This is a genomic window from Micromonospora sp. NPDC023869 (assembly GCF_055559695.1).
In genome coordinates this window covers 241,829-262,280 of the sequence record NZ_JBVHKD010000008.1, presented here as the reverse complement: position 1 = coordinate 262,280, position 20,452 = coordinate 241,829, and the positions used below count along the sequence as shown (strand labels likewise).

The 20,452-nt window shown below is 72.7% G+C and carries 23 protein-coding genes; 13 read left to right on the top strand and 10 right to left on the bottom strand.

Translation table 11 applies throughout. The features are described 5' to 3' along the window. Positions 1 to 58 precede the first annotated feature (58 nt). Positions 59 to 1,492, top strand: a complete 1,434-nt coding sequence (locus tag ACZ31C_RS22600) for an aldehyde dehydrogenase family protein (protein ID WP_465797018.1) — start codon at positions 59 to 61, stop codon at positions 1,490 to 1,492. A 70-nt stretch (positions 1,493 to 1,562) separates the two neighbouring features. Here the strand turns inward: ACZ31C_RS22600 and ACZ31C_RS22595 are convergent, their stop codons facing one another. After that, a complete protein-coding gene (locus ACZ31C_RS22595) occupies positions 1,563 to 1,964 on the bottom strand; it encodes a ChaB family protein (protein WP_396746613.1) in 402 nt (133 codons plus the stop codon). Between the two features lie 150 nt (positions 1,965 to 2,114). Between ACZ31C_RS22595 and ACZ31C_RS22590 the strand changes: the two genes are divergently transcribed. The 5 genes from ACZ31C_RS22590 to ACZ31C_RS22570 all read left to right on the top strand — a co-directional run bounded on the left by ACZ31C_RS22590 (position 2,115) and on the right by ACZ31C_RS22570 (position 4,850). Continuing rightward, on the top strand, positions 2,115 to 3,095 hold the full coding sequence (locus tag ACZ31C_RS22590) for a YihY/virulence factor BrkB family protein (protein WP_465796958.1): 981 nt from the start codon (positions 2,115 to 2,117) through the stop codon (positions 3,093 to 3,095). Between the two features lie 46 nt (positions 3,096 to 3,141). Then, positions 3,142 to 3,558, top strand: coding sequence for a DUF2795 domain-containing protein (locus ACZ31C_RS22585; RefSeq protein ID WP_396746607.1), 417 nt, complete (start codon positions 3,142 to 3,144; stop codon positions 3,556 to 3,558). Between the two features lie 49 nt (positions 3,559 to 3,607). Further along, positions 3,608 to 4,069 (top strand): SRPBCC family protein, encoded by a 462-nt coding sequence (locus ACZ31C_RS22580; RefSeq protein WP_396746604.1) that lies wholly within the window; start codon positions 3,608 to 3,610, stop codon positions 4,067 to 4,069. Positions 4,070 to 4,209: 140 nt separating this feature from the next. Next, entirely contained in the window at positions 4,210 to 4,467 is a 258-nt protein-coding gene (locus tag ACZ31C_RS22575; protein WP_350695150.1) for a hypothetical protein, read from the top strand. Between the two features lie 26 nt (positions 4,468 to 4,493). Next, a complete protein-coding gene (locus ACZ31C_RS22570) occupies positions 4,494 to 4,850 on the top strand; it encodes a hypothetical protein (protein ID WP_465796957.1) in 357 nt (118 codons plus the stop codon). Between the two features lie 16 nt (positions 4,851 to 4,866). On the opposite strand, the gene ACZ31C_RS22565 is transcribed toward ACZ31C_RS22570, so the two are convergent. Further along, complete coding sequence (locus tag ACZ31C_RS22565) at positions 4,867 to 5,313, bottom strand: hypothetical protein (protein ID WP_465796956.1); 447 nt, start codon at positions 5,311 to 5,313, stop codon at positions 4,867 to 4,869. 140 nt (positions 5,314 to 5,453) lie between these two features. Between ACZ31C_RS22565 and ACZ31C_RS22560 the strand changes: the two genes are divergently transcribed. Further along, a complete protein-coding gene (locus ACZ31C_RS22560; protein WP_465796955.1) occupies positions 5,454 to 5,828 on the top strand; it encodes a DUF6401 family natural product biosynthesis protein in 375 nt (124 codons plus the stop codon). 51 nt (positions 5,829 to 5,879) lie between these two features. Here the strand turns inward: ACZ31C_RS22560 and ACZ31C_RS22555 are convergent, their stop codons facing one another. Beyond that, positions 5,880 to 6,746 (bottom strand): mechanosensitive ion channel family protein, encoded by an 867-nt coding sequence (locus ACZ31C_RS22555; protein ID WP_449953508.1) that lies wholly within the window; start codon positions 6,744 to 6,746, stop codon positions 5,880 to 5,882. Between the two features lie 188 nt (positions 6,747 to 6,934). Here ACZ31C_RS22555 and ACZ31C_RS22550 point away from each other — a divergent pair, with 188 nt between their 5' ends. Further along, positions 6,935 to 9,058, top strand: a complete 2,124-nt coding sequence (locus tag ACZ31C_RS22550) for an ATP-binding SpoIIE family protein phosphatase (protein WP_465796954.1) — start codon at positions 6,935 to 6,937, stop codon at positions 9,056 to 9,058. 59 nt (positions 9,059 to 9,117) lie between these two features. Here ACZ31C_RS22550 and ACZ31C_RS22545 read toward each other — a convergent pair whose 3' ends face one another. Further along, entirely contained in the window at positions 9,118 to 10,074 is a 957-nt protein-coding gene (locus ACZ31C_RS22545) for an NAD(P)/FAD-dependent oxidoreductase (RefSeq protein WP_465796953.1), read from the bottom strand. A 167-nt stretch (positions 10,075 to 10,241) separates the two neighbouring features. Between ACZ31C_RS22545 and ACZ31C_RS22540 the strand changes: the two genes are divergently transcribed. Further along, positions 10,242 to 11,624 (top strand): glycoside hydrolase family 6 protein, encoded by a 1,383-nt coding sequence (locus ACZ31C_RS22540; protein WP_465796952.1) that lies wholly within the window; start codon positions 10,242 to 10,244, stop codon positions 11,622 to 11,624. Between the two features lie 179 nt (positions 11,625 to 11,803). Further along, the gene (locus ACZ31C_RS22535) at positions 11,804 to 12,391 is read left to right on the top strand and encodes a YflT domain-containing protein (RefSeq protein ID WP_465796951.1); all 588 of its coding nucleotides are present in this window, start codon (positions 11,804 to 11,806) and stop codon (positions 12,389 to 12,391) included. A 127-nt stretch (positions 12,392 to 12,518) separates the two neighbouring features. On the opposite strand, the gene ACZ31C_RS22530 is transcribed toward ACZ31C_RS22535, so the two are convergent. After that, positions 12,519 to 12,719, bottom strand: coding sequence for a DUF397 domain-containing protein (locus ACZ31C_RS22530; protein ID WP_465796950.1), 201 nt, complete (start codon positions 12,717 to 12,719; stop codon positions 12,519 to 12,521). Here ACZ31C_RS22530 and ACZ31C_RS22525 point away from each other — a divergent pair. Then, positions 12,691 to 12,837 carry a hypothetical protein gene (locus tag ACZ31C_RS22525; protein ID WP_465797022.1) on the top strand — a complete coding sequence of 49 codons (147 nt, stop codon included), beginning with the start codon at positions 12,691 to 12,693 and terminating at the stop codon, positions 12,835 to 12,837. The genes ACZ31C_RS22530 and ACZ31C_RS22525 overlap by 29 nt on opposite strands. A 766-nt stretch (positions 12,838 to 13,603) precedes the next feature. On the opposite strand, the gene ACZ31C_RS22520 is transcribed toward ACZ31C_RS22525, so the two are convergent. Then, positions 13,604 to 14,593, bottom strand: a complete 990-nt coding sequence (locus ACZ31C_RS22520; RefSeq protein WP_465796949.1) for a pirin family protein — start codon at positions 14,591 to 14,593, stop codon at positions 13,604 to 13,606. 11 nt (positions 14,594 to 14,604) lie between these two features. Continuing rightward, a complete protein-coding gene (locus ACZ31C_RS22515) occupies positions 14,605 to 15,081 on the bottom strand; it encodes a MarR family winged helix-turn-helix transcriptional regulator (RefSeq protein ID WP_465796948.1) in 477 nt (158 codons plus the stop codon). Between the two features lie 276 nt (positions 15,082 to 15,357). Between ACZ31C_RS22515 and ACZ31C_RS22510 the strand changes: the two genes are divergently transcribed. Next, on the top strand, positions 15,358 to 15,879 hold the full coding sequence (locus tag ACZ31C_RS22510) for a GNAT family N-acetyltransferase (protein WP_465796947.1): 522 nt from the start codon (positions 15,358 to 15,360) through the stop codon (positions 15,877 to 15,879). A 404-nt stretch (positions 15,880 to 16,283) separates the two neighbouring features. On the opposite strand, the gene ACZ31C_RS22505 is transcribed toward ACZ31C_RS22510, so the two are convergent. After that, a complete protein-coding gene (locus ACZ31C_RS22505) occupies positions 16,284 to 17,015 on the bottom strand; it encodes an acetoacetate decarboxylase family protein (RefSeq protein ID WP_465796946.1) in 732 nt (243 codons plus the stop codon). Between the two features lie 392 nt (positions 17,016 to 17,407). Between ACZ31C_RS22505 and ACZ31C_RS22500 the strand changes: the two genes are divergently transcribed. Continuing rightward, the gene (locus ACZ31C_RS22500; RefSeq protein WP_465796945.1) at positions 17,408 to 18,217 is read left to right on the top strand and encodes a SigB/SigF/SigG family RNA polymerase sigma factor; all 810 of its coding nucleotides are present in this window, start codon (positions 17,408 to 17,410) and stop codon (positions 18,215 to 18,217) included. Positions 18,218 to 18,342: 125 nt separating this feature from the next. Here the strand turns inward: ACZ31C_RS22500 and ACZ31C_RS22495 are convergent, their stop codons facing one another. Then, positions 18,343 to 18,936 (bottom strand): GNAT family N-acetyltransferase, encoded by a 594-nt coding sequence (locus tag ACZ31C_RS22495; protein WP_465796944.1) that lies wholly within the window; start codon positions 18,934 to 18,936, stop codon positions 18,343 to 18,345. Further along, entirely contained in the window at positions 18,933 to 20,444 is a 1,512-nt protein-coding gene (locus tag ACZ31C_RS22490; RefSeq protein ID WP_465796943.1) for an APC family permease, read from the bottom strand. The genes ACZ31C_RS22495 and ACZ31C_RS22490 overlap by 4 nt, the downstream gene beginning before the upstream one ends. Positions 20,445 to 20,452: the final 8 nt, after the last annotated feature.

The following is a 20,452-nucleotide window of genomic DNA, read 5'->3' as shown; positions in this document are numbered from 1 at the left end:
ACCCGGGCTCAACCGGGCGAAACGTTTGCCCGGCGACCATCCGGGCATGCAGCGCGCCATGTACACGGTTGCGCAGCTCATCGGTGGGGTGTGGGGAGCCGGCGGGGAGGCCGGTGACCTGGTGGTGCACGACCCGGCGACCGGCACCCCGGTGACCGGCGCGCCGGTCGCCACGGCCGACGAGGTCGGCAAGGCGGTCGCGGCGGCGCGCGGCGTGGCGGCCGAGTGGGCGGCGACCCCACCGGCCGACCGGGCCGCCGCGCTGCACCGGGCCGCCGACGCGGTGGCCGCCGCCGCCGACGAGCTGGCCGAGGCGACCACCGCCGAGATGGGCAAGCCGCTCGCCGACGCCCGGGGCGGCGTCGAGGCCGGCATCGCCACCCTGCGGCAGTACGCCGAACTCGCCCCGGCCCGGGGTGGACGGACCCTGCACGGCGCACCCGACGCCCTGGACTTCATGACACCGCAGCCGCGCGGCGTGGTCGCCGTCATCACGCCGTGGAACGACCCGGTGGCGGTGTCGTGCGGATTGCTCGGTGCCGCCCTCGTCACCGGCAACGTGGTGCTGCACAAGCCGAGCGAACGCGCCCCGGCGACCGGGTGGCTGCTGGCCCGCGCGTTCGACTCGGCGCTGCCGGCCGGTGTGCTCTCGCTGCTCACCGGCGGGGCGGAGACCGGCGCTGCGCTCGCCGGTGCCGAGGTGGACGTGGTGGCGCACGTCGGGTCGACCGTGACCGGCCGGGCCGTCGCCGCGGCAGCCGCCCGCAGCGGCGCCAAGGTGCTGCTGGAGAACGGCGGCAGCGACCCGTTGATCGTGGACGCCGACGTGGACCCGGTCTGGGCCGCCGGGCAGGCCGCGACCGGCGCGTTCGCCAACGCGGGACAGATCTGCGTGGCGGTGGAGCGCGTCTACGCGCACCGCGACGTGGCCGAGGACTTCGTCGCCGCACTGGTGGAGCGGGCGGCGGCGCTGCGCGTCGGTCCGGGTGGCGACCCGGCCACCGACCTGGGTCCGCTGGTCGACCGGCGGCACCGCGACCAGGTACACGGGCAGGTGACGGCAGCGGTCGCCGACGGGGCGCGGATCCGGGTCGGCGGGACGCTGCCGGAGGGGCCGGGCGCCTTCTATCCGGCCACCGTGCTGGACAACTGCCGGCACGACATGGCGCTGGTGCGGGAGGAGACGTTCGGGCCGGTCGCGCCGGTGGTGGTGGTCGACTCGTTCAGCGAGGCGCTGCGGTGTGCCGCCGACTCGCCGTACGGGTTGGCCGCGACCGTGCTGACCGGTTCGATGAGTCACGCCCAGCGGGCCTGGCGGGAGCTGCCGGTGGGCACGGTGAAGGTGAACGCGGTCTTCGGCGGTGCCCCGGCCGGGGCGGCCCACCCGCGTCGGGGCAGCGGCCAGGGCTTCGGTTACGGCCCGGAGCTGCTCGACGAGTTCACCGCCACCAAGGCGGTGCACATCGAGGCGCCCGGCGGCGGGCACTGGTGAGACCGCGCCGGTACGCCGAGGGCCCCGAGCCGCGCCGGTGACGGCGAGGTCGGGGCCCTCGGGATATCGGTCAGTCGCCGCGTGCCTTGGCGGTCTGCCGGTTGTTGGCCTTCTGGATGGCGGTGACCAGTTCCGGCTTGGTCATGCTCGACCGGCCCCGCACGTCCAATTCGCGGGCCCTGGCCATCAGGTGTTCCTTGGGGGCGTTCGCGTCCACCCCGCCGGCGGTGGGTGCCCGTCGTTCCGGGCCGCCCCCGGCAGCCTGCCGGTCGCTCGGGCCCTTGCGGCCCTTCGGCTCCCAGTGGTCGCCCACCTTCTCGAACTCGTGCTTGACGGCGGCGAAGGCGGTCCGGTGCGCCCGCTCCCCCTCGCCGTACGTCTCGACGGCCGAATCGTGCGTCTTCTCCCAGGTACGCTGCGCCTTGTCCGGGGAGCGCCGCAGCGTGCTGGGCAGTACCTCACGCCCGGGCATCTCGATCCTCCTCCGTGGTCGGGCCATTCCCACTGGCGTTCCCTGTCCGCGCGGTGGCAAACCCCGGTACCCGGTTTGACGTCGCGTGGACGGGGGTACCGGCCGGGCCACCCGGCGTACCCTGGTGCCGGTCGTCAGCAGGGAGCGGTGATGACCACGACGAACCCGGACGCCCCGGCCGCCGAGCCGCCGGTGTCCGCGCTACCCGGCCGGATCCGGCAACTGCACTGGTCGACCTGGCGCGGCGTGCTGGTCCGCAGCGTCCGCAACTACCTGCAGGACAACTGCACCGACTGGGCCGCCGCGCTGACCTACTACGGGGTGCTCGCGCTCTTTCCCTCCACCGTCGTGGTGGTCGCTCTGGTCGGGCTGGTCTCGGACGGGGAACGCACCGTCGACACCGTGCTCGACCTGGCCCGGGACGTCGGGGCGGGGTCCGTGGTGGCCAACGAGAACTTCGTCGGCGTGGTCCGGGGCGTGGTGGAGCAGAACAGCTCGGCCGGGGTGCTGCTCAGCTTCGGTCTGCTGGGTGCGCTCTGGTCCGCCTCCAACTTCATCGCCTCGTTCACCCGCGCCTCGAACACGATCTACGGGGTGACCGAGGGGCGACCGGTGTGGAAGCTGCGGCCGATCCAGATCGGGCTGGCGGCGCTGTCGCTGGTGCTGCTCGCCGTGGTGGCCACCGGACTGATCGTCAGCGGCCCGGTCGCCGACGCGGTCGGCGACCTGGTCGGCGCGGGAGGCGCGGCCCGTACGGCCTGGTCGGTGGTGAAGTGGCCGGTGCTGGCGATGATCGCGATGCTGCTGATGTCGTTGCTGTTCTGGGTGGCGCCGAACGTCCGTCAGCCCCGGTTCCGGTGGCTCACCCCGGGCGGGGCGGTGGCGCTGGTCGCCTGGGCGCTGGGTTCCTTCGGCTTCGGCCTGTACGTGGCCAACTTCGGCTCGTACGACACCACCTACGGCAGCCTCGGCGCGGTGATCGCCTTCCTGGTCTGGCTCTACGTGTCCAATTCCGCTCTGCTGCTCGGGGTGCAGATCAACGCCGAGTTGCAGCGCGGACGGGTGCTCCAGTCCGGCGCGAGCGACGCCGAGGAGCCGGTGCTGCCGCCCCGGTCGCCGGCACCTTCGTGACCCGGTGCCGCGTTTACCGCCCCCCTCGCCGGGTAGCGCAGAAGGTATGGAACGCGGCAGCAGCAAGCACGCACCGAGAGTCGACGAGCAGATGGAGCAGGAGGTCAACGGCCTGGTCCAGGGGCCGGGGACCGGTGGCTCACGGGTCGACGAGTTCCGGGTGCCGGAGCCTGCGGGCGAGGACCAGCCGGAGACGACCACCGTCGTCGGCGGCGAGACCCGCAGCGGCACTCCGCAGGGCATGACGTCCGAGGACGTGGAGGCTCGCAGCCGGTTGGGACGGTTCATCACGATGACCGCCCTGCCCGGGGACCGGGCGGCCCTACTCGCCAACGCGCGGGAGAACGAGGCGCCGGACGACCTGCTCGCCGAGTTGGAGCGCCTGCCGGAGGGCACCCGGTACCAGACGGTGTCCGAGGTCTGGGCCGCGCTCGGCCACAAGAACGAGACGACGCGCTGGTGAGGACGGCCCTCTGCGGCCAGCCCCCGCACCGGCGCAGGAGAGGATCCTGATGAGTGGTGTAACCGAGCACGTCGACGTCTCCGTCCCGATCCGGACGGCGTACGACCAGTGGACGCAGTTCGAGGAGTTCCCCCACTTCATGGAGGGCGTCGAGGAGGTCCGTCAGCTCTCCGACACGCTCACCCACTGGACCGTGGAGATCGCCGGGGTCAAGCGCGAGTTCGACGCCGAGATCACCGAGCAGCTCCCCGACGAACGGGTCGCCTGGCGCTCGACCGGCGGCACCAAGCACGCCGGGGTGGTCACCTTCCACCGGCTCGACGAGCAGACCAGCCGGGTCAGCCTCCAACTGGAGTTCGACCCGCAGGGTGTCCTCGAACAGGCCGGCGACAAGCTGGGCGTCGTGGACCGCCGGGCAAAGGGTGACCTGCAACGCTTCAAGCAGTTCATCGAGCGGCGCGGTCAGGAGACCGGCGCCTGGCGAGGAACCGTCGACCGACCGCAGCCCTGATCCCTCCCGTACCTCCCGCCACGGCCGCCGCTCACCCGGCGGCCGTCGCCATTGCCGGCGGTCGCGCCGGTGTCGTCGCCGGTGCCGGCGGTCGCGTCGGTGCGCCGTTTGGCCGGTGCGGGTGGGGGTAGGGCGAGGGTATGAGCGACGACAGGGTGTGGCGTGACGAGGAACGGCTGCCGTTGGAGGAACTGGACCGGGCGGTCGCCCGGTCCACGCTCGACGGGCAGTCCGACGACGTGACCGGCAACGACGCCGGTGAGGAGGCCGCGTTCGGCCACGGCCCGGAGGCCGCCGACCGGGGTACGCAGGTGCCCGGCACCGGTCGCGAGCCGACCGACCCGGACCGCGCCCACCGCCCCTCCACCACCGGTCGTACCGGCCCGGACACGCTCTGACGACACCACCGGATCATCGCCGAGAAGTGCGCGGCCTCGCCTTCTGCGGGGCCGACACGCTCATGATCGGCGGTGATTGGGTCAGCCGGACGGATCGGGATTCGGACGGGTCGGACAGATTCGGCCGTTCGGCTGACGGCAACGCCGCGACGGCGCGCAAGACTTTCGGGATGCATCAGGGCTCCGGCTTCCTCACCACGCGTCAACGCCGCCTGGCATGGCTCGGCTTCCTGCTCGCCGCCGCTCAGGCGCCCGTCTCCGCCAGGTTCACCGAGGACAGCTCCTGGCTGTTCAGCTTGGTTGTCGCGCTGATGGTGGCGACTGTGATCATCGCGGACGACACCGCGCGCCGCCGTCCGGCGGACGCCCGCCCGACGGAGTAACACTCTGCGCCGGGTCTCACCCGGCTTCCTGCGGGCGGGCCTCGTGACCCGCTCGACCACGGGTACGACGCCGCTCCTTCATCTCCGCCTCGTACAGGTGCCGCCGGCCCCCGACCAGCTCGTCGCGGGCCGCCCGGTCCAGGTCACGGAAGAGCGCGTAGTACCCGTCGTCGAAGTCCTCGACGATCTGGAACGTCCAGCGACCCGCGATCACGTTCCGGCCCACCAGCTCGTCGGCGATCCGGTCGGCGATCGCCCCGTGGCCGGCCGCGCGGAACATCCGGACCGCCTCGTCCAGCATCAGGTCGGCGTGGCCGATGCGCTGATGCATGGAGTAGAGCTCGCCCCGGGCGCGCTCCACGCACTCCAGCGCCTCGCTGAGCTTGCCGAGCGCCTCCACCGTGTCGTCGCTCACACCGGCCGGTCGCCGGTGCCGCTCGTCGGGGCCGTCGGTGGTGTCCATTCGTGCCTCCCTGCTACCGCCACTGCCCGGTTGGGCGGTCGCGCGTCCAGGTCCGGACCCCGAGACGACGACCGGCCGATCCCCTGACCAGCCGAGCGGCCGAGGTCGCCGCCGGTCCGAGTTGGCTAGATTCGTTCCCCATGCGCGTGCCGTCGAACCGGGTTCGGACCCGGACCACCGTCGAGGACAACCGGTCCACCCTGATGACGCTCGCCACCACCGTGGGCCTCGACGGGCTGGCCGCCGCCGGAGCACTGCCCGGGCTGCTCGCCGTGGTCGACCAGCACGCCGCCGCGGTGCGGGACAGCCTGCACGGGGACCTCACCCCGCTGACCACCGCGGCCCTGGCCGGCTACGCCGAGGGGCTCCGGGCCGCCGCCGCCGAGCACGGCTGGCAGCCGCCGGCCGCCCCGGTCGAGTGGGCCGAGGCGGACTGGGTGCTGGTGCGTCTGCTCGCCGTCTGCGCGCTGACCGCCGCGCTGGACACCCCGGCTCCGCAGCCGCCTGCGCTGTGACGTGAACGGGTGCCCGCCGTGTGGCGGACACCCGTCCCGGTACGCGTACGGTCACCGACCGAACTGCTGGGTCTCGTCACCCGAGGTCCCGGACTGGTACGTACCCCGCCCCCCGGACATCGAGGACTCCTGTCCCCTCGACATCGTCTGGGAACGCTCGGCACCCGCCCGGTCGGCCATCTGCCGCTGCATGTCGCTGCGTCCGGCCTGGGCGCCCTGCCGCTGTTCGCGGACGGCCCGCGACTCCTCCGCGATCCGGTGGAGCCAGCCGTCCCAGCGGTTCTGCATGGGCTTGACCAGACCACCGCCCACGCCGACGATCAGGATGCCGGCCACCGTGGCGAGCACCGCGATCAGGACCGGAGTGGTGACGGTGGTGGCGATGCCCACCTGGTTCAGCGCCGCGATGACGCCGAGCGCGATGATGAAGACCGCCGTCAGGTCGGCCAGCACCCGCCCGTACGACAGACCGCCCAGCGCCCCGCTGACGAGGTCCCGCACCGCGTTGGCGATCGCCGCGGCGATCACCACGATCACGATCGCCACGAAGGCCCGGGGCAGCCAGGCCACCACGCCGCCGATCAGGTTGCTGATCGCGTTCGGACCCCAGACGCCGAAGGCGAACTGAAGCGTGAACAGCAGTACGGCGTAGTACGCCAGGCGCGCCAGGATGTCACTGGCGTCGTACCTGGTCCGTTCGAGCGCGCGCTTGATGCCGCCCCGTTCGACCGCGCGATCGAACCCCACCCGTTCCAGGACCGCATCAACGATCTTGAGCACGGCTCTGGCGATGAGCCATCCGACCACCAGGATCGCGATGAACGCGATGGCCCTCGGTACGAACAGCAGCACCGACCTCCACATGTCGGCCACAGCGTCACCGATGTTGACCTGCCTGGCCGCCAGGGTTTCCGGCATGATGTCCCTCCTGTCGCATGGACTGCCCCGCGCGCTTACCCCAACGTCGGGACGGCACGCCGCGCAGGTCACCTGCTTTTTCCCGACACATCCCGACAGAACGGCTCTGACCTGCCCTGATGTCCCGGCACGAACCGCCGGGCGCATGATCGGAAACACGGGTCGAGGGGTCGGGCTAGGCTGCGGTCATGCCAGGAACGGTCGGGCGAGTCCCCACGCCAGCAGGCCAGGCGCCCCGCGCGCCGATGCCGCGCGCCGCGACCGTCGTCGGCCACCACGAGTGGGGCGCGACGGTGCTGGGCACCCGCGAGTCCTGGGACCCGGCGGTCCGCGCCGCCGTGGAGGTGGTGCTCGCCTCACCCGCACCGATGGCGCTGTACCTCGGCGACGAGTTGCTGCTGCTCTACAACGACGCGTACGCCGAGCTGATCGGTGACCGGCACCCGCAGGCCGTGGGTCGGCCCGCCGCCGAGGTCTTCGACCAGGTGTGGCGGCTGCCCGGCGTCGGTGACGTGGTGGAGCAGACCTACCGCACCGGTGAGCCGTTCCTGGAGAAGGAGGCACCCCTTCCGCTGCACTCCGACGGTCTCGACCCGTCCGTCTACATCTGGGCCTGCTCGACCGTCCGCGACAGCGGCGGCCGGATCGCCGGGGTGCTGTCGGTGGTCGCGGAGACCAATCCGGCGACCCGCCAGTTGCAGGAGCTGAGCGAGTTCGCCGCGGCGCTGTCCGGCACGCTGACCCTCGACGACGTGGCCCGGGTGGCGCTGCGGTACGCGCTCACCTCGTTCGACGCCGACCGGGTCTCGTTCGCCGTCGACGACGCCGGCGGTGGGGGCGGTTGGCGACTGGTCCGCCGGGTCCGTGGGGAGCTGGTGGACGAGGCGGACGAGCGGCTGCCCCCGCTGTGGCGGCGCGGGCCGGCGGACTGGCCGGCACCGGCGGCGCTCAGCGCGGGTAGCGGCCAGCCCCGGTTCGTCGACGACGGCGAGCCGCTGCGCGACATCGCCGCCGACCGGCACGACCAGCGGGTCCGCGCCCTGGCGGCAGTGCCGCTCCGCGCGTCCGGGGTCCGCGGCGCGCTCACCGTCGGCTACCGCACCTCGCACGCCTGGACCGCGCCGGAACGGGCGCTGCTGGCCGCGTCGGCCGAGCTGGTCGGGCAGGCGACCGAACGGGCCCGCCGCTTCGAGACCCAGCACGGCACCGCTCAACTGCTCCAGCGCAGCATGCTGCCGGAGAACCTGCCCAGCCTGCCGCTGCTGCGGATCGCCGCCCGCTACGACCCGGGGGTCGACGGCAACGCCGCCGGTGGCGACTTCTATGACGCGTTCGTGCTGCCCACCGGCGACCTCGGGGTGGTGCTCGGCGACGTGGCCGGGCACGACGTGCAGGCCGCCGCCCGGATGGGACAGGTCCGCGCCGCGCTGCGGGCGTTGGCGCTCAACGACCCGCGCCCCGACCAGGTGCTCGCCGGTCTCGACCGGCTGGTCACCAGCCTCGGGTCCGAGACCGGCACGTACGAGCTGTTCGTGACCGTGGCGTTCGGCGTGATCGACGTGGAGCGGGAGCAGCTCACCCTGGCCAGCGCCGGCCATCCGGCGCCGCTGGTGCGGCGCTGCGGTCCCGGGGGCGAACCCCGGGCCGAGTACGTGGACGTGCCGACCGGCGCGCCGCTGGGCATCGGCTACCACCCCGCCACCGGCACCGTCGCGTTCTCCCCCGGCGACACCCTGCTGCTGTTCAGCGACGGCGTGGTGGAACGCCGACGGCAGGGGCTGTCGCACGGCCTGGCCCGCCTGGCGGAGTCGGTGGCCGCCGCGCCCAGCGGTGACCCGAGGGCGTTGTGCGCCGCCGCCACGGCCTCGGTCCCCGGCGCCACCGAGGACGACGTCGCGGTGCTGGCCGTCGAGTACGCCCTGCGGCCGAGCCGGTCGGCACGGATGGAGGTGCCGGCCGAGCCGACCGCCCCGAGCCGGGTCCGGCACTGGATGACCGCGCTGCTCACCGAGTGGCGGGTGGCCGAGTCGGTGATCGGCGCGGCGGTGCTCTGCACCAGCGAGTTGACCACGAACGCCCTGCTGCACGCCGGCACCGAGGCACGGGTCGAGATCGACCTCAGCCCGGAGCGCCTACTCGTCTCGGTGGCCGACTCCGGGTCCCGGGGCACGGTGACCCGGGCCCGCACCGACACGCTGAGCAGCCGGGGCCGGGGGTTGGGCCTGATCGAGGAGCTGAGCGACGCCTGGGGCACCGACCCCACCGTGCGCGGCTCGACCGTCTGGTTCGAGATCCTGCTCCCGCCCGCCTGACCACCCCGCGCCCGGCGACTGACCGTCCCGACCGGCGGCTGGTCGCCGGGGACCGCGCGTCAGGTCAGGCGCTGGACCAGGGCGCGGCCGAGGTCGCGGCCGGAACGCCAGGCGGTCTGCACCCGGGACTCGCCGAAGGCGTCCCCGGCCAGCCCGATCCCGTCGCCGTCCAGGTGGAACCCGGCGGCGGTGTCGGAGGTGGGCCGGGCGTACGTCCAGCGGTGCACGTGCACGTGCTCGGCCCGGTCGGGCAGCGCGAACAGGTCGCGGACGGCCGCCTCGACGGCCGACGCGGCGCCGGTGGGCTGGGCGAGATGACCGGCGGCGAACTCCGGCGTGGTGTGTGCGACCAGCACCGGTGCGCCGTCGCCGCGCCGGTCGCCGTCGTCGCAGACCAGGCTGAGCAGCGGATGGTCGTTGACGAAAGCGCCCCGGAAGTCGGCCCAGCGTCGGGTCGGAAAGCGCAGCACGGCGGAGAGCGTCGGCGCCCAGCGCTGCCGCCCGGCCGCCTCGGTGGCGGCGGCCAGAGCCGGGTCGAGCAGCAGCGCCGCCTGCGGGCCCGGCATCGCCAGGACCGCCGCCGCGCACGTCGTGCCGTCCACCAGCGGACCGGCCTCGACGCCGAGCACCAGCCGGTTCACCACCACGGGCAGGTCGCGGGCCAGGTGCTCGACGAGTGACCGCAGTCCTCGGGGAGCGGCCCAGCGCATCGGCCCGGGGACCTCACGCCGCCCGGTGCCGTCGTAGGAGACGAAGGTGTCGGTCCACTCGCGGGCCAGGCCGGCGGCCTCCCACTCGCGTACCACCTCGGCGAACTCGGGATCGCTCACCGTCAGGTAGGCGGCGCCCAGGTCGGCGGGGCGGCCGTCAAAGCGTTTGCTGGCCATCCGTCCGCCGGCCACCCGACCGCGTTCGCGGATCTCCACCGGCACGCCGGCCCGCGCCAGTTCCCCGGCGCAGGCGACGCCCGCGATACCCGCACCGACCACCACGACACCCGCCCGATCCAGTCCCATCGGATGATCGTATTCGCGACCTGGCCCGGGTGGCGGCGACCGAGCGGTGCCCGTCGATCCTCCGGATACTTCCGGAAGGTCTTCACAAGTTCGCAACCGGCCCGTACTTTGTCGGACATGTGGGAGCGCTTCCACGCACTGTCTTCGATGCATACGAGGAGCAGTACATGAGAACCCGAGGCACCTATGCCGTGGTCGGCGCCGTCGCGACGGCACTGACCGTGGTCGCCACCGTCGGCGTGGGCGCGTTGCGTCCCGCGCCCGCAGCCGCCGCCGACTCCGTGTTCTACGTCGATCCGGACACCAGCGCCGCCCGCTGGGTGGCCGCCAACCCGAACGACTCCAAGGCCGCCGTGATCCGGGACCGGATCGCCAGCGTCCCGCAGCCGCGCTGGTACACCACCACCAACACCTCGACCGTACGCGCGGAGGTCAGCTCCTTCGTCAACGCCGCCGCCAACGCCGGCAAGATCCCGATCCTCGTGGTCTACAACATCCCCAACCGCGACTGCAGCAACCACAGCGGCGGCGGTGCGCCCAACCACACCGCCTACCGACAGTGGGTGGACCAGGTCGCCGCCGGGCTCGGCGGACGGCCCGCCACGATCATCCTGGAGCCCGACGTGCTCCCGATCATGACGAGCTGCATGAACGCCAGCCAGCAGGCCGAGGTCCGGGCCTCCATGGCGTACGCCGGCAAGGCGCTCAAGGCCGGCTCGTCAGCGGCGAAGGTCTACTTCGACATCGGCCACGGCGGATGGCTCGCACCCAGCGAGGCGGCCGCTCGACTGAACGCGGCGGACGTCGCCAACAGCGCCGACGGCATCTCGGTCAACGTGTCGAACTACCGCCGCACGGCCGACGAGGTCTCGTACGCCAAGCAGATCATCCAGGCCACCGGCAACTCCCGTCTCAAGGCGGTCATCGACACCAGCCGCAACGGCAACGGCCCGGCCGGCTCGGAGTGGTGCGACCCGCCGGGGCGGGCGATCGGCACGCCGAGCACCACCGCCACCGGCGACTCGGCGATCGACGCGTTCCTCTGGGTGAAGCTGCCCGGCGAGGCCGACGGCTGTATCGCCGCCGCCGGACAGTTCGTGCCGCAGCGGGCGTACGACCTGGCGATCGCGGCCGGCCCCCCGCCGACCACCACCCCGCCGACGACGACCCCGCCGACCACCACTCCCCCCACCACCCCGCCGCCGACCACCACGCCGCCCCCGTCCAACCCGCCCGCCGGCAACTGCGCGGTGACGTTTACCCCGAACACGTGGGCCGGCGGCTTCACCGCCGAGATCCGGGTCACCAACCGCAGCGGGGCGCTCACCGGCTGGACGCTCGCCTTCAACGCCGGCTCCGGCGTGCGGCTGAGCAACGGCTGGAACGGCACCTGGAGCCAGTCCGGTGACCGCATCGAGGTCCGCAACGTCGCCTACAACGGCAGCGTGCCCAGCGGCGGCACGATCAGCGTGGGCTTCCAGGGCACCTACAGCGGCAGCAGCCTGCCGACGCCCGGCCCCTTCACCCTGAACGGCGGCACCTGCGCCTGACCGGCGCGCTCCCAGGACCACACCGGGCCCTCGGGCCACCACCACAGACCGGGCCTCCGGCCGACACCGCGACAGCGGTGGCCGGGGGCCCGGTCGTCTGCCCGGCCGGTACCGGATCCGCCACCGGCGTTACCGCTCGCCCCGGACGGGAACGCGACTACAGACGAAGGAGGAGACCCATGACCACACAGTCGAATCCCTCGGCGTGGCAACCCGGTGTGACCGGCGGCGGCACCCTCCCGTCCGGCCCCGGAGGCCGCACCGCGGCACCCGGTGGCGACGGGCACGGCCCAGCAGCCGGGCCGCCGACCGTGACACTGGGCGCCTACCCGGACTATCCGTCCGCGCAACGCGTCGTGGACTATCTGGCCGACAACCGCTTCCCGGTCGAACGGACCGCGATCGTCGGCACCGACCTCACCCTGGTGGAGACGGTGCTCGGTCGGCTGACCACGGCCCGGGCCGCGCTGATCGGCGCCGGCACCGGTGCCTGGCTCGGACTCTTCATCGGCCTGCTGTTCGGCATCTTCACGGTCGGCAACTGGCTGGCCGTGCTCCTGGTCGGCCTGGTCATCGGTGCCGTCTGGGGTGCCGTGTTCGGCGGCGTCGCGCACGCCATGACCGGCGGCAAGCGGGACTTCACCTCGGCCAGCTCACTGCGGGCCAACCAGTACGCGGTCACCGTCGAGGCGGACGTGGCCGAGCAGGCCCGACAGCTCGTGGGCCGGCTGCACCTGGGCGGTCGCCAGGCACAACCGGCGACCTGACGCACGCGAGGCCCACGGGCGGGAACTTTCCTGTCCGTGGGCCGTTTCGCGTGGTCAGGGCCGCCGTCCCGACCGCCCTACGACAAAGCCCCCGGCCACCGCCGAGGGCTTTCCGTGCTGCGCTGGATCAGGCCCGCTTCGCCAGCTCGATGAAGCTGCGCCACGCCGCCGTGCCGAAGGCCAGCGCCGGGCCGGTCGGGTCCTTGGAGTCCCGCACACCGACGACGCCTCGCCGTCGGCGACGTGGTCCGCGCGCCGGAGGGCGCCTACGAGCCCGGCTGACCCTGTACGTCGCCGAGGTGGTCGACCGGATCGAGCGCGACGGCACCGTGTGGATCGAGGTGTACGGGCACGAGGTGCAGGACGACCGGACCCTCCGCCCCCGTCGCCGGTACGCCCGGGTCCGCCCGGACCTCGCGGACGTCCTCCCCACACGCCGGTGGTGAGCGCGTGGGACGCAGCGGCGAGGGCCTCCGTCTCCCCGGGCGTGTACCTCCTGACCCGGGAAGCGTCCCCGCAGTTCAGCACACCCGTCCTGGTGCGGGTCATCCGGAAGCTGGATCGGCCCACGTACGAAGGGTGGGCGTGGGTGGACGTGTACCAACTCGACCGGCACGGGGACGCCACCGTCCGACGGTCGCTGTTCCTCAAGCCCGTAGGGATGCGACCGGTGCAGGTCCCACCCGTCCCGTACGCGCAGCGCTCCCGGCCGCGCTCACCGCGAGGTCGCGACCGTGAGCAGACGGCACGAGGTGGGTAGATTTGTTGCCGCTGGAGCGACAACAAATCTACCCACCTCAGCCTCGCGCGGAGTGGGGCCTCCAGGCCGGCGGCACGATGACCGCCGAGAGCGGCGGGTCGTGAATCCGGTGCCGGCGAACGGGGTCCGCAGCCAGCACCAGCGCAAGTCCGGCCCGTGACGGCACGTACCAGGTGCGGCACGCCGAGGCGTGTCCGCTCGGACGACCACCACGGACGTACCCACCGCGCACGCTCGGGCGGAGTCTGCGGCGAGTCGCACGCGCCGGGCCGGGTCGGTGGCCCGTCTGGTCACGCCGAGAAGAAGCCGCCGCGCATCGCGACCGAACCGGGCGCGCGACCGGCGCGGTGCCGCCGACCGGGCCGAGTCACACCCGGGTAGGACCGCCCGCCCCGGATGCCGCGGCCATCCCCCGGCCGCGCACCGGGGCGGGCTCTCGCCGCACTCACCCGTCAGGGGCGGTCGCCCTGACCGCCGGTGTGCGGCACCCGCTCCGCCGGGACGACCCCGAGCCGGCCGGCCTGGTAGTCCTCGAACGCCTGGATCAGCTCGTCCCGGCTGTTCATCACGAACGGGCCGTACTGCGCCACCGGCTCCCGGATCGGCTGCCCGCCCATGATGTAGAGGTCCAGCGTCGGGGTGCGGCTGTCCTGCCGGGCGTTGGCCTTGAACCGCAGCGCGTCGCCCGGTCCGTGCACCGCGAGCTGTCCGGTACGGACGCCGCGCCCGTTCGCGCCGACCGTGCCCCGGCCGCCCAACACGTACACCAGGGCGTTGAAGTCCGGCCGCCAGGGCAGGTCGACCTGCGCGCCGGGCTCCACCGTCACGTGGGCGACGGTGATCGGCGTGTACGTCGATCCGGGTCCCTGGTGCCCGCCGATCTCACCGGCGATCACCCGGACCAGCGCGCCGCCGTCCGGCGTGGTGACCAGTGCCGCCTGGTTGCCCCGGATGTCCTGGTATTTCGGCGGGCTCATCTTGGCCACCCTGGGCAGGTTGACCCAGAGCTGGGTGCCGTGGAACAACCCACCGCTGACCACCAGGTGCTCCGGCGGCGCCTCGATGTGCAGCAGGCCACTGCCTGCGGTCATCCACTGGGTGTCGCCGTTGGTGATGGTGCCGCCACCACCGTGGCTGTCCTGGTGGTCGAAGATCCCGTCGATGATGTACGTGACGGTCTCGAAGCCTCGGTGCGGGTGCCAACTGGTCCCCTTCGGCTCGCCCGGCGCGTACTCCACCTCGCCCATCTGGTCGAGGTGCAGGAACGGGTCCAGCTCGGTGGTGGGCACCCCGGCGAAGGCCCGGCGCACCGGGAAGCCCTCGCCCTCGAAGCCGCTGGGCGCGGTGGTCAGCCGGCGGACCGGCCGAATGACGGTGGTGGACTCGTCGAGCTTCGGCAGCCGGGGCAGGACGAGGACGTTGTCGACGGTGATGGCGGGCATCGGAAGCTCCTTCAGCTCTCGCGGGGGGCGGCGTCGGGGGTGCCCTGCAGCCGCTGGCCGAGTCGGGTGAAGACCGTGGTCAGGCAGGCGATCTCGGCGTCGTCGAGGTCGTCCATCAGGTGGGTGCGGACCGAGCGCAGATGGTGCGGAGCGGCCTCGCGCAGCGCCATCAGCCCGGCGGCGGTGAGCACCGCCTCGCTGCCGCGCCCGTCGTCCGGACAGGGCTGCCGGGCGACCAGGCCGCGTCGCTGCATGGAGGAGACCTGGTAGGTCAGTCGACTGGGCGAGAAGACCAGTCGACCGGCGAGCTCACCCATCCTTAGTCGCTGCCCCGGGGCCTCGGCGAGCAGCACCAGCACGTGATAGTCGGCGAAGCTCAGCTCGCTGGCGGCCCGCAGGTCGTCCTCCAGCCGGGTGAACAACCGCTGGCTGGCCTCGATGTACGCCCGCCAGGCGGCGAGTCGCACCTCGCTCAGGCTCTCGGTCACGGCGCCACGGTAACATGTATTCAAAATTTGAACAATGACTCCCGGAGCAGGCACCATCTGCACCACAAACCCAGGTGAATGATGTGGTCAAACTTTGAAGCGCCACCGGCGAGACCCCGCCGATCATGGAGTACTGGCGAGGGTTCCGGGGCTTATGTGCCTTGTATCGCTACCACAAGTCCATGATCGCGGGGGGCGTGCCCGCGCGACGAGGGGCGTGCCTGCCGTGGAACACGCCCCGCGCCGGCCGCGACGGCTGTGCCACACTGTGCCGTCGTGGAACTGACCGCCCCCGGCCTGCTGCTACGCCCCTGGAGCACGGCGGACGCGCCCGCCGTGCTGGCGGCCTGGCACGACCCGGCCATCGCCCAGTGGAACCCGCAGGGCAACGCGTTCGACCTCGACGCCGCCCGCCAGTGGGTGCACTGGCGGGCCGACTGGTCCCAGGGCACCCACGTCTCGCTGGCGGTGGCCGACCCGACCCGGCCGGAGATCATGCTCGGCTCGGTGTCGCTGCACCGAATCCACGCGGGCGACGCGTCGATCGGCTACTGGACCGTCGCCGCCGCCCGCCGGCAGGGCCTCGCCTCGGCGGCGGTCAGCCGGCTCACCGAGTGGGCCTTCCGCGATCTGGGCCTGCACCGCATCGAGTTGTGCCACGCGGTCGCCAACCCGGCCTCCTGCCGGGTCGCCGAACGGGCCGGGTATCCGGTCGAGGGCACGCTGCGCCAGTCACACCGCTACGGCGACGGTCGACGCCACGACGAACACCTGCACGCCCGCCTCGCCACCGACTGAGCCCGCAACCGGTCACGGGGTAGCGACGATCGGGTCAGGAGACGGCGAAAATGCCGGCCACGCCCAGCAGGACCATCACCAGTACGGCCAACAGCGCCCCCCGCTCGCTCTCCACCGCCTGCTCACGGTGCTCGGTCACGGAGTTCGTCATCTCGCCGGGCATGGTGCGGCCTCCTCGCTGCTCGGGCCGAAGCCGGGCGTACGCCATCGGCACCGAAGGCCGACGGGGCGAGCCCGATCCGGATGGGTGAGGCCGGGACGGCCTCCGGGCGGGCACGCCGACGCGCACGACGATGTCGCCCAGCTCACCGGGGCGTACCGACCCGCGACTGGCTTACCCATCTGGACCAGGGAAAACCCGAAAGCGACCCGTATTTCTTCGCTGGTGGCGGCGTCGGTGTCGCTCAGCCGAGCGCGGGCAGCGGGCGCTCGGCGTACGGCGCGTCCGCCGACCCGGACTCCGGGGCGTCGAGCACGGTCAGACCACCCGGGTACGCGAAGGACCCCCGTGGGGAGTAGTAGCCCCACCCGATGGTGAGCGGATTCTCCGGCCGCAACGCGTAGACCGGGTGCTCCGGGTCCAGAAACTCCACCGACTCGATCTCGAAGGAGGTGGACGGCTCGGCGACCACCGGATAGATACTGCTGACCAACCGGCCGTGCAGCGCGGTGACGTACCGGTGGTGGCCGTTGTGCACGGTGTGCCCGGTCTCCCCGGCGCGCACCCGGGCGCGGATCACCGGCGCGCCGTCGATGGTGGTCTCGGTCACCAGCTCGTGGCCGTTCACGGCGATGGTGGTGTCGCCGGTCAGCGCGGGGGCGCCCCGACCGAGGGCGTACCGGCGGACCAGCTCGCTGGAGGTCACGTAGTGGGTCCACCAGCCCCCCGGGGTCACCCCGTCGGGAGCGTCCACGCCGGCCAGGGTCACCCCGAGATAGGTCAGCGAGTACGCGCCGAAGCCGGAGGTCTGGCTCGCGTCGTCGACCACGTACTGGTTCATGAAGACCTGACCGTCGGGATGCGGGTGGAGCCCGGCCGGCACGAGCGCCGCCACCGCGTCCGGATCCGCCGGCAACCAGCTGAAATACAGCGTCCGGCAGTTCACGACGAGTTGGGGCACCGCGGGGTCGAGCACAACACCTCCGGTCGACAGTCCCTCGCGACGCTATGCCCGGTCCCACCGACGGGACAACGACGGATAGGCGACAGTCGTCGAACCGCCCCGTCGACATCTCCCCCGATCGGCGGCGCGGGGCATCCGTCCGTCCGGGCCGTCGCGGGCGACGACCGATGAGGGGATCGTCCGAACCGCCCGGTCTTGATCACGAATCACCCTTCGATCCGGCGGCACTTCATGGATGAATGACCGATTGAGACTGTTTCATGCCTTGAAATCACTTAAGCACATCGTCCGTTCGGCTAGATTTCTGCGGCACGATCAGGCTATGGTGACTCCCGAACGGACTAACAGGCTCTAAACCAAAGCGTCACGTCTTTATCCGCGGACGAGGTGCAGGGAGGACCACCATGACCGCGCTCACCGAAACGGCGACCGCCCCGGCGCCGAAGCTCGACCCACGTTCGCTCTCCGACAGCGCCACGGACCTACTCAACGCGATGGCCGCGCTGCCGGCCGGGCACCCGTCCCGGGCCGCGCTGCGCGACCGGGCGATCGAGGCCTGGCTGCCGCTGGCCAACCACCTCGCACACCGCTACAGCGGACGCGGCGAGCCCACCGACGACCTGGCCCAGACCGCCGCCGTCGGCCTCATCAAGGCCATCGACAAGTTCGACCCCACCCGGGGCGTCGACTTCGCCGGCTACGCGATCCCCACCATCATCGGTGAGCTCAAGCGGCACTTCCGCGACCGCACCTGGGACATCCGGGTCCCCCGGCGGCTCCAGGAGCTGCGGCTGGCCATCTCCGACGCCAACAGCTCGCTGTTGCAGACCCTGGGTCGCTCGCCGACGGTCGCCGACATCGCCACCCACCTCAGCCTCACCGAGGAAGAGGTCCTGGAGGGCCTGGAAGGCGCCCGCGCCTACAACGCGGTGTCGCTGTCCACCCCGACCGGTGACGGTGACCGGGCCACCGAGCTGGGCGACATGCTCGGCGGCGAGGACAGCGAGTTCGAGCTGGCCGAGCTGCGGGTGGCCCTCGGGCCGGCGCTGGCCACGCTGGACGAGCGCGAGCAGAAGATCCTCACCCTGCGCTTCTACGGCAACCTCACCCAGTCGCAGATCGCCGAGCAGATCGGCGTCTCGCAGATGCACGTGTCCCGGCTGCTGGCCCGGGCGCTGACGAAGCTGCGGGGGCAGCTCGACGGTACGTACTAAGAGGGGGTGGCGACGGTGGCCGGGTCCGCAGGGACCCGGCCACCGTCGTGTCCGCCGCCACCGGCTCGGCCCGTCGGCCCACCCGGGCCGGCGCCCGCGTCGGCCGAGCCGGTGGGGCGGACGACTCAGGTGGCGGACGGCTCCCGCCACATCGGCCAGAACGGCGTGTCGTCGGGCAGCCGGAACGGCTCCGACACCCGGTATCCGTGCCGCGCGTAGAGGTCGCGGCCGATCTCGCTGCTCGCTTCCAGATAGGCCGGTACGCCGTGGGCGTCCAGCCAGGCGTGGTGGTGCCGCAGCAGCGCCGAACCCACCCCCTGCCCCTGGCGGTCCGGCCGCACGGCCAGCAGCGCCAGGTGATGGTGGTCCCGGTGCGGGTGATGGGCGGCGAACAGCTCGTCCAGGTGGACGAAGCGCGGCGTCCACTCCCCGCACGCGGCGGCCAGCCGGGCGTCGTAGTCCTCCGGCGGCGGCAGCGGCTCACCGACCGACGGCAGCCAGACCGCCACCCCGGCCCGGTCGGCGGTGCCGAACACCAGCCCGTGCCGCATCGCGTGCGCCACGATGATCTCGAAGTTCCCGGCCAGCACCGCCTCCCGCTTGGCCTCGTCCGGGACCAGCCACCGGGTGGCGTCCAGGACCAGGAAGGACTCGGCGATGCGCTCGGCCACCCAACGGGTGTCGGCCACGTCGAGACGGACGATCGTCGGAGCGGTCATCGCCGCACCTCCGCCTCGACCGGCGACGGCGGGGCCACGGCCGCTGCGGCGCTCTCCGCCCCCAGACCGATCCGGGCGTACGTGTCGGGTCGACTGCTCCGCAACGTCAGCCCCCAGAGCGCGCCGAGCAACGCGGCCACCGGGTACACCGCCGGGAACGCCCAGCGCAGCGGGGAGTCGGGCTCGACGCCGAGCAGGTTGGCGAAGTTCTGCACGGCCAGCACGATGATGGCGGTCAGCGCGACCGCCGCGATCCCCGGGGCGACCAGCCGCCGCCAGAGCGTCTCCTGCTCGGCGTTGCGGGCGAAGTAGACGATGATGGCGACCGCGGTGGTCGCGATCAGCAGCAGCACACCGAAGCCACCGCTGGTGCCCAGCCAGAAGAACAGTTGCAGGACCGGGTCCCAGCCGTTGAACGCGTACAGCAGGATCACCACCAGGCCGAGCGCGCTCTGCGCCAGCGAGGCGGCCTGCGGAGCGCCGGTCGTCGGCGAGGTCCGCCCGAACACCGCCGGCAGCACCCGCTCGCGGCCCAGCGCGAAGGCGTACCGCGCGGTGGTGTTGTGGAACGAGATCATCGCGGCCAGCACCGAGGTCAGGAAAAGCGCCTGGCCGATGGTGAGGACGGTGTCGCCCAGGTGCGCGCCGGCCAGGTTGAAGATCAGCTCCACGCTCTGGGTGCCGGCCTCCTCGACGATCCGGTCCGGGCCGACGGCCACCGTCATGCTCCACGACGAGAGGGCGTAGACCACCGCGATGATCGCCACCGAGAGGTAGGTGGCCATCGGCACGGTCCGCTGCGGGTCCTTGCTCTCCTCGCTGAACACCACCGCCGCCTCGAAGCCGACGAAGCCGAGGATGGCCAGCACCAGCACCGCGCCCAGGCCGGGCACGAAGAAGTTGTCCGGCGAGAACGCCGCGAAGCTGACGCTGCCGCCCGCCGGGTTGCCCAACTGGCCGAGGTCGAACAGCACGATGACGGCGATCTCGGCGCAGAGCAGCGCGGCCAGCACCATGCCGTTGATGTCCACCCGCAGCAGCCCGAGCAGGCCCACCAGCGCCCAGGCCAGCAGCGCCACGATCCACCACTGCGGCGTCACGCCGAACAGCCGGTCCAGCACCGGTGCCGCCGCGGCGCCGATGGTGCCGTAGAGCCCGACCTGGAGGGCGTTGTACGCGATCAGCGCCACCCAGGCCGCGCCCACCCCGGCCGGGCGGCCCAGCCCCCGGGCCACGTACGCGTAGAAGGCGCCGGCGTTGGCCATCCGGCGGGCCATCGCCACGTAGCCGGCGGAGAAGAGCGCCAACACGGCGGCGACCGCCAGGAAGGCCAGCGGGATGCCGAGCACCCCGACGACGCCGTAGCCGGTGGTGACCACACCGGCGACCACGGTCAGCGGCGCCGCCGCGGAGAGCACGAAGAACACCACCGAGGGCACCCCGAGGCGGCCACGGGCCAGTGCCTCGGAGACGTTGCTCGGTCGTGGGGTTGTCACTGTCGAGGACATGACTGCTC

Excerpts from the sequence above, each read along its gene's own strand:
- ACZ31C_RS22540 (WP_465796952.1), top strand. The coding sequence starts at position 10,242 with ATGAGAACCCGAGGCACCTATGCCGTGGTCGGCGCCGTCGCGACGGCA.
- ACZ31C_RS22565 (WP_465796956.1), bottom strand. The coding sequence starts at position 5,313 with ATGGACACCACCGACGGCCCCGACGAGCGGCACCGGCGACCGGCCGGT.
- ACZ31C_RS22575 (WP_350695150.1), top strand. The coding sequence starts at position 4,210 with ATGAGCGACGACAGGGTGTGGCGTGACGAGGAACGGCTGCCGTTGGAG.
- ACZ31C_RS22495 (WP_465796944.1), bottom strand. The coding sequence starts at position 18,936 with ATGACCGCTCCGACGATCGTCCGTCTCGACGTGGCCGACACCCGTTGG.
- ACZ31C_RS22550 (WP_465796954.1), top strand. The coding sequence starts at position 6,935 with ATGCCAGGAACGGTCGGGCGAGTCCCCACGCCAGCAGGCCAGGCGCCC.
- ACZ31C_RS22595 (WP_396746613.1), bottom strand. The coding sequence starts at position 1,964 with ATGCCCGGGCGTGAGGTACTGCCCAGCACGCTGCGGCGCTCCCCGGAC.
- ACZ31C_RS22555 (WP_449953508.1), bottom strand. The coding sequence starts at position 6,746 with ATGCCGGAAACCCTGGCGGCCAGGCAGGTCAACATCGGTGACGCTGTG.
- ACZ31C_RS22545 (WP_465796953.1), bottom strand. The coding sequence starts at position 10,074 with ATGGGACTGGATCGGGCGGGTGTCGTGGTGGTCGGTGCGGGTATCGCG.
- ACZ31C_RS22585 (WP_396746607.1), top strand. The coding sequence starts at position 3,142 with ATGGAACGCGGCAGCAGCAAGCACGCACCGAGAGTCGACGAGCAGATG.
- ACZ31C_RS22580 (WP_396746604.1), top strand. The coding sequence starts at position 3,608 with ATGAGTGGTGTAACCGAGCACGTCGACGTCTCCGTCCCGATCCGGACG.
- ACZ31C_RS22535 (WP_465796951.1), top strand. The coding sequence starts at position 11,804 with ATGACCACACAGTCGAATCCCTCGGCGTGGCAACCCGGTGTGACCGGC.
- ACZ31C_RS22600 (WP_465797018.1), top strand. The coding sequence starts at position 59 with ATGTACACGGTTGCGCAGCTCATCGGTGGGGTGTGGGGAGCCGGCGGG.
- ACZ31C_RS22560 (WP_465796955.1), top strand. The coding sequence starts at position 5,454 with ATGCGCGTGCCGTCGAACCGGGTTCGGACCCGGACCACCGTCGAGGAC.
- ACZ31C_RS22590 (WP_465796958.1), top strand. The coding sequence starts at position 2,115 with ATGACCACGACGAACCCGGACGCCCCGGCCGCCGAGCCGCCGGTGTCC.
- ACZ31C_RS22520 (WP_465796949.1), bottom strand. The coding sequence starts at position 14,593 with ATGCCCGCCATCACCGTCGACAACGTCCTCGTCCTGCCCCGGCTGCCG.
- ACZ31C_RS22500 (WP_465796945.1), top strand. The coding sequence starts at position 17,408 with ATGACCGCGCTCACCGAAACGGCGACCGCCCCGGCGCCGAAGCTCGAC.
- ACZ31C_RS22490 (WP_465796943.1), bottom strand. The coding sequence starts at position 20,444 with ATGTCCTCGACAGTGACAACCCCACGACCGAGCAACGTCTCCGAGGCA.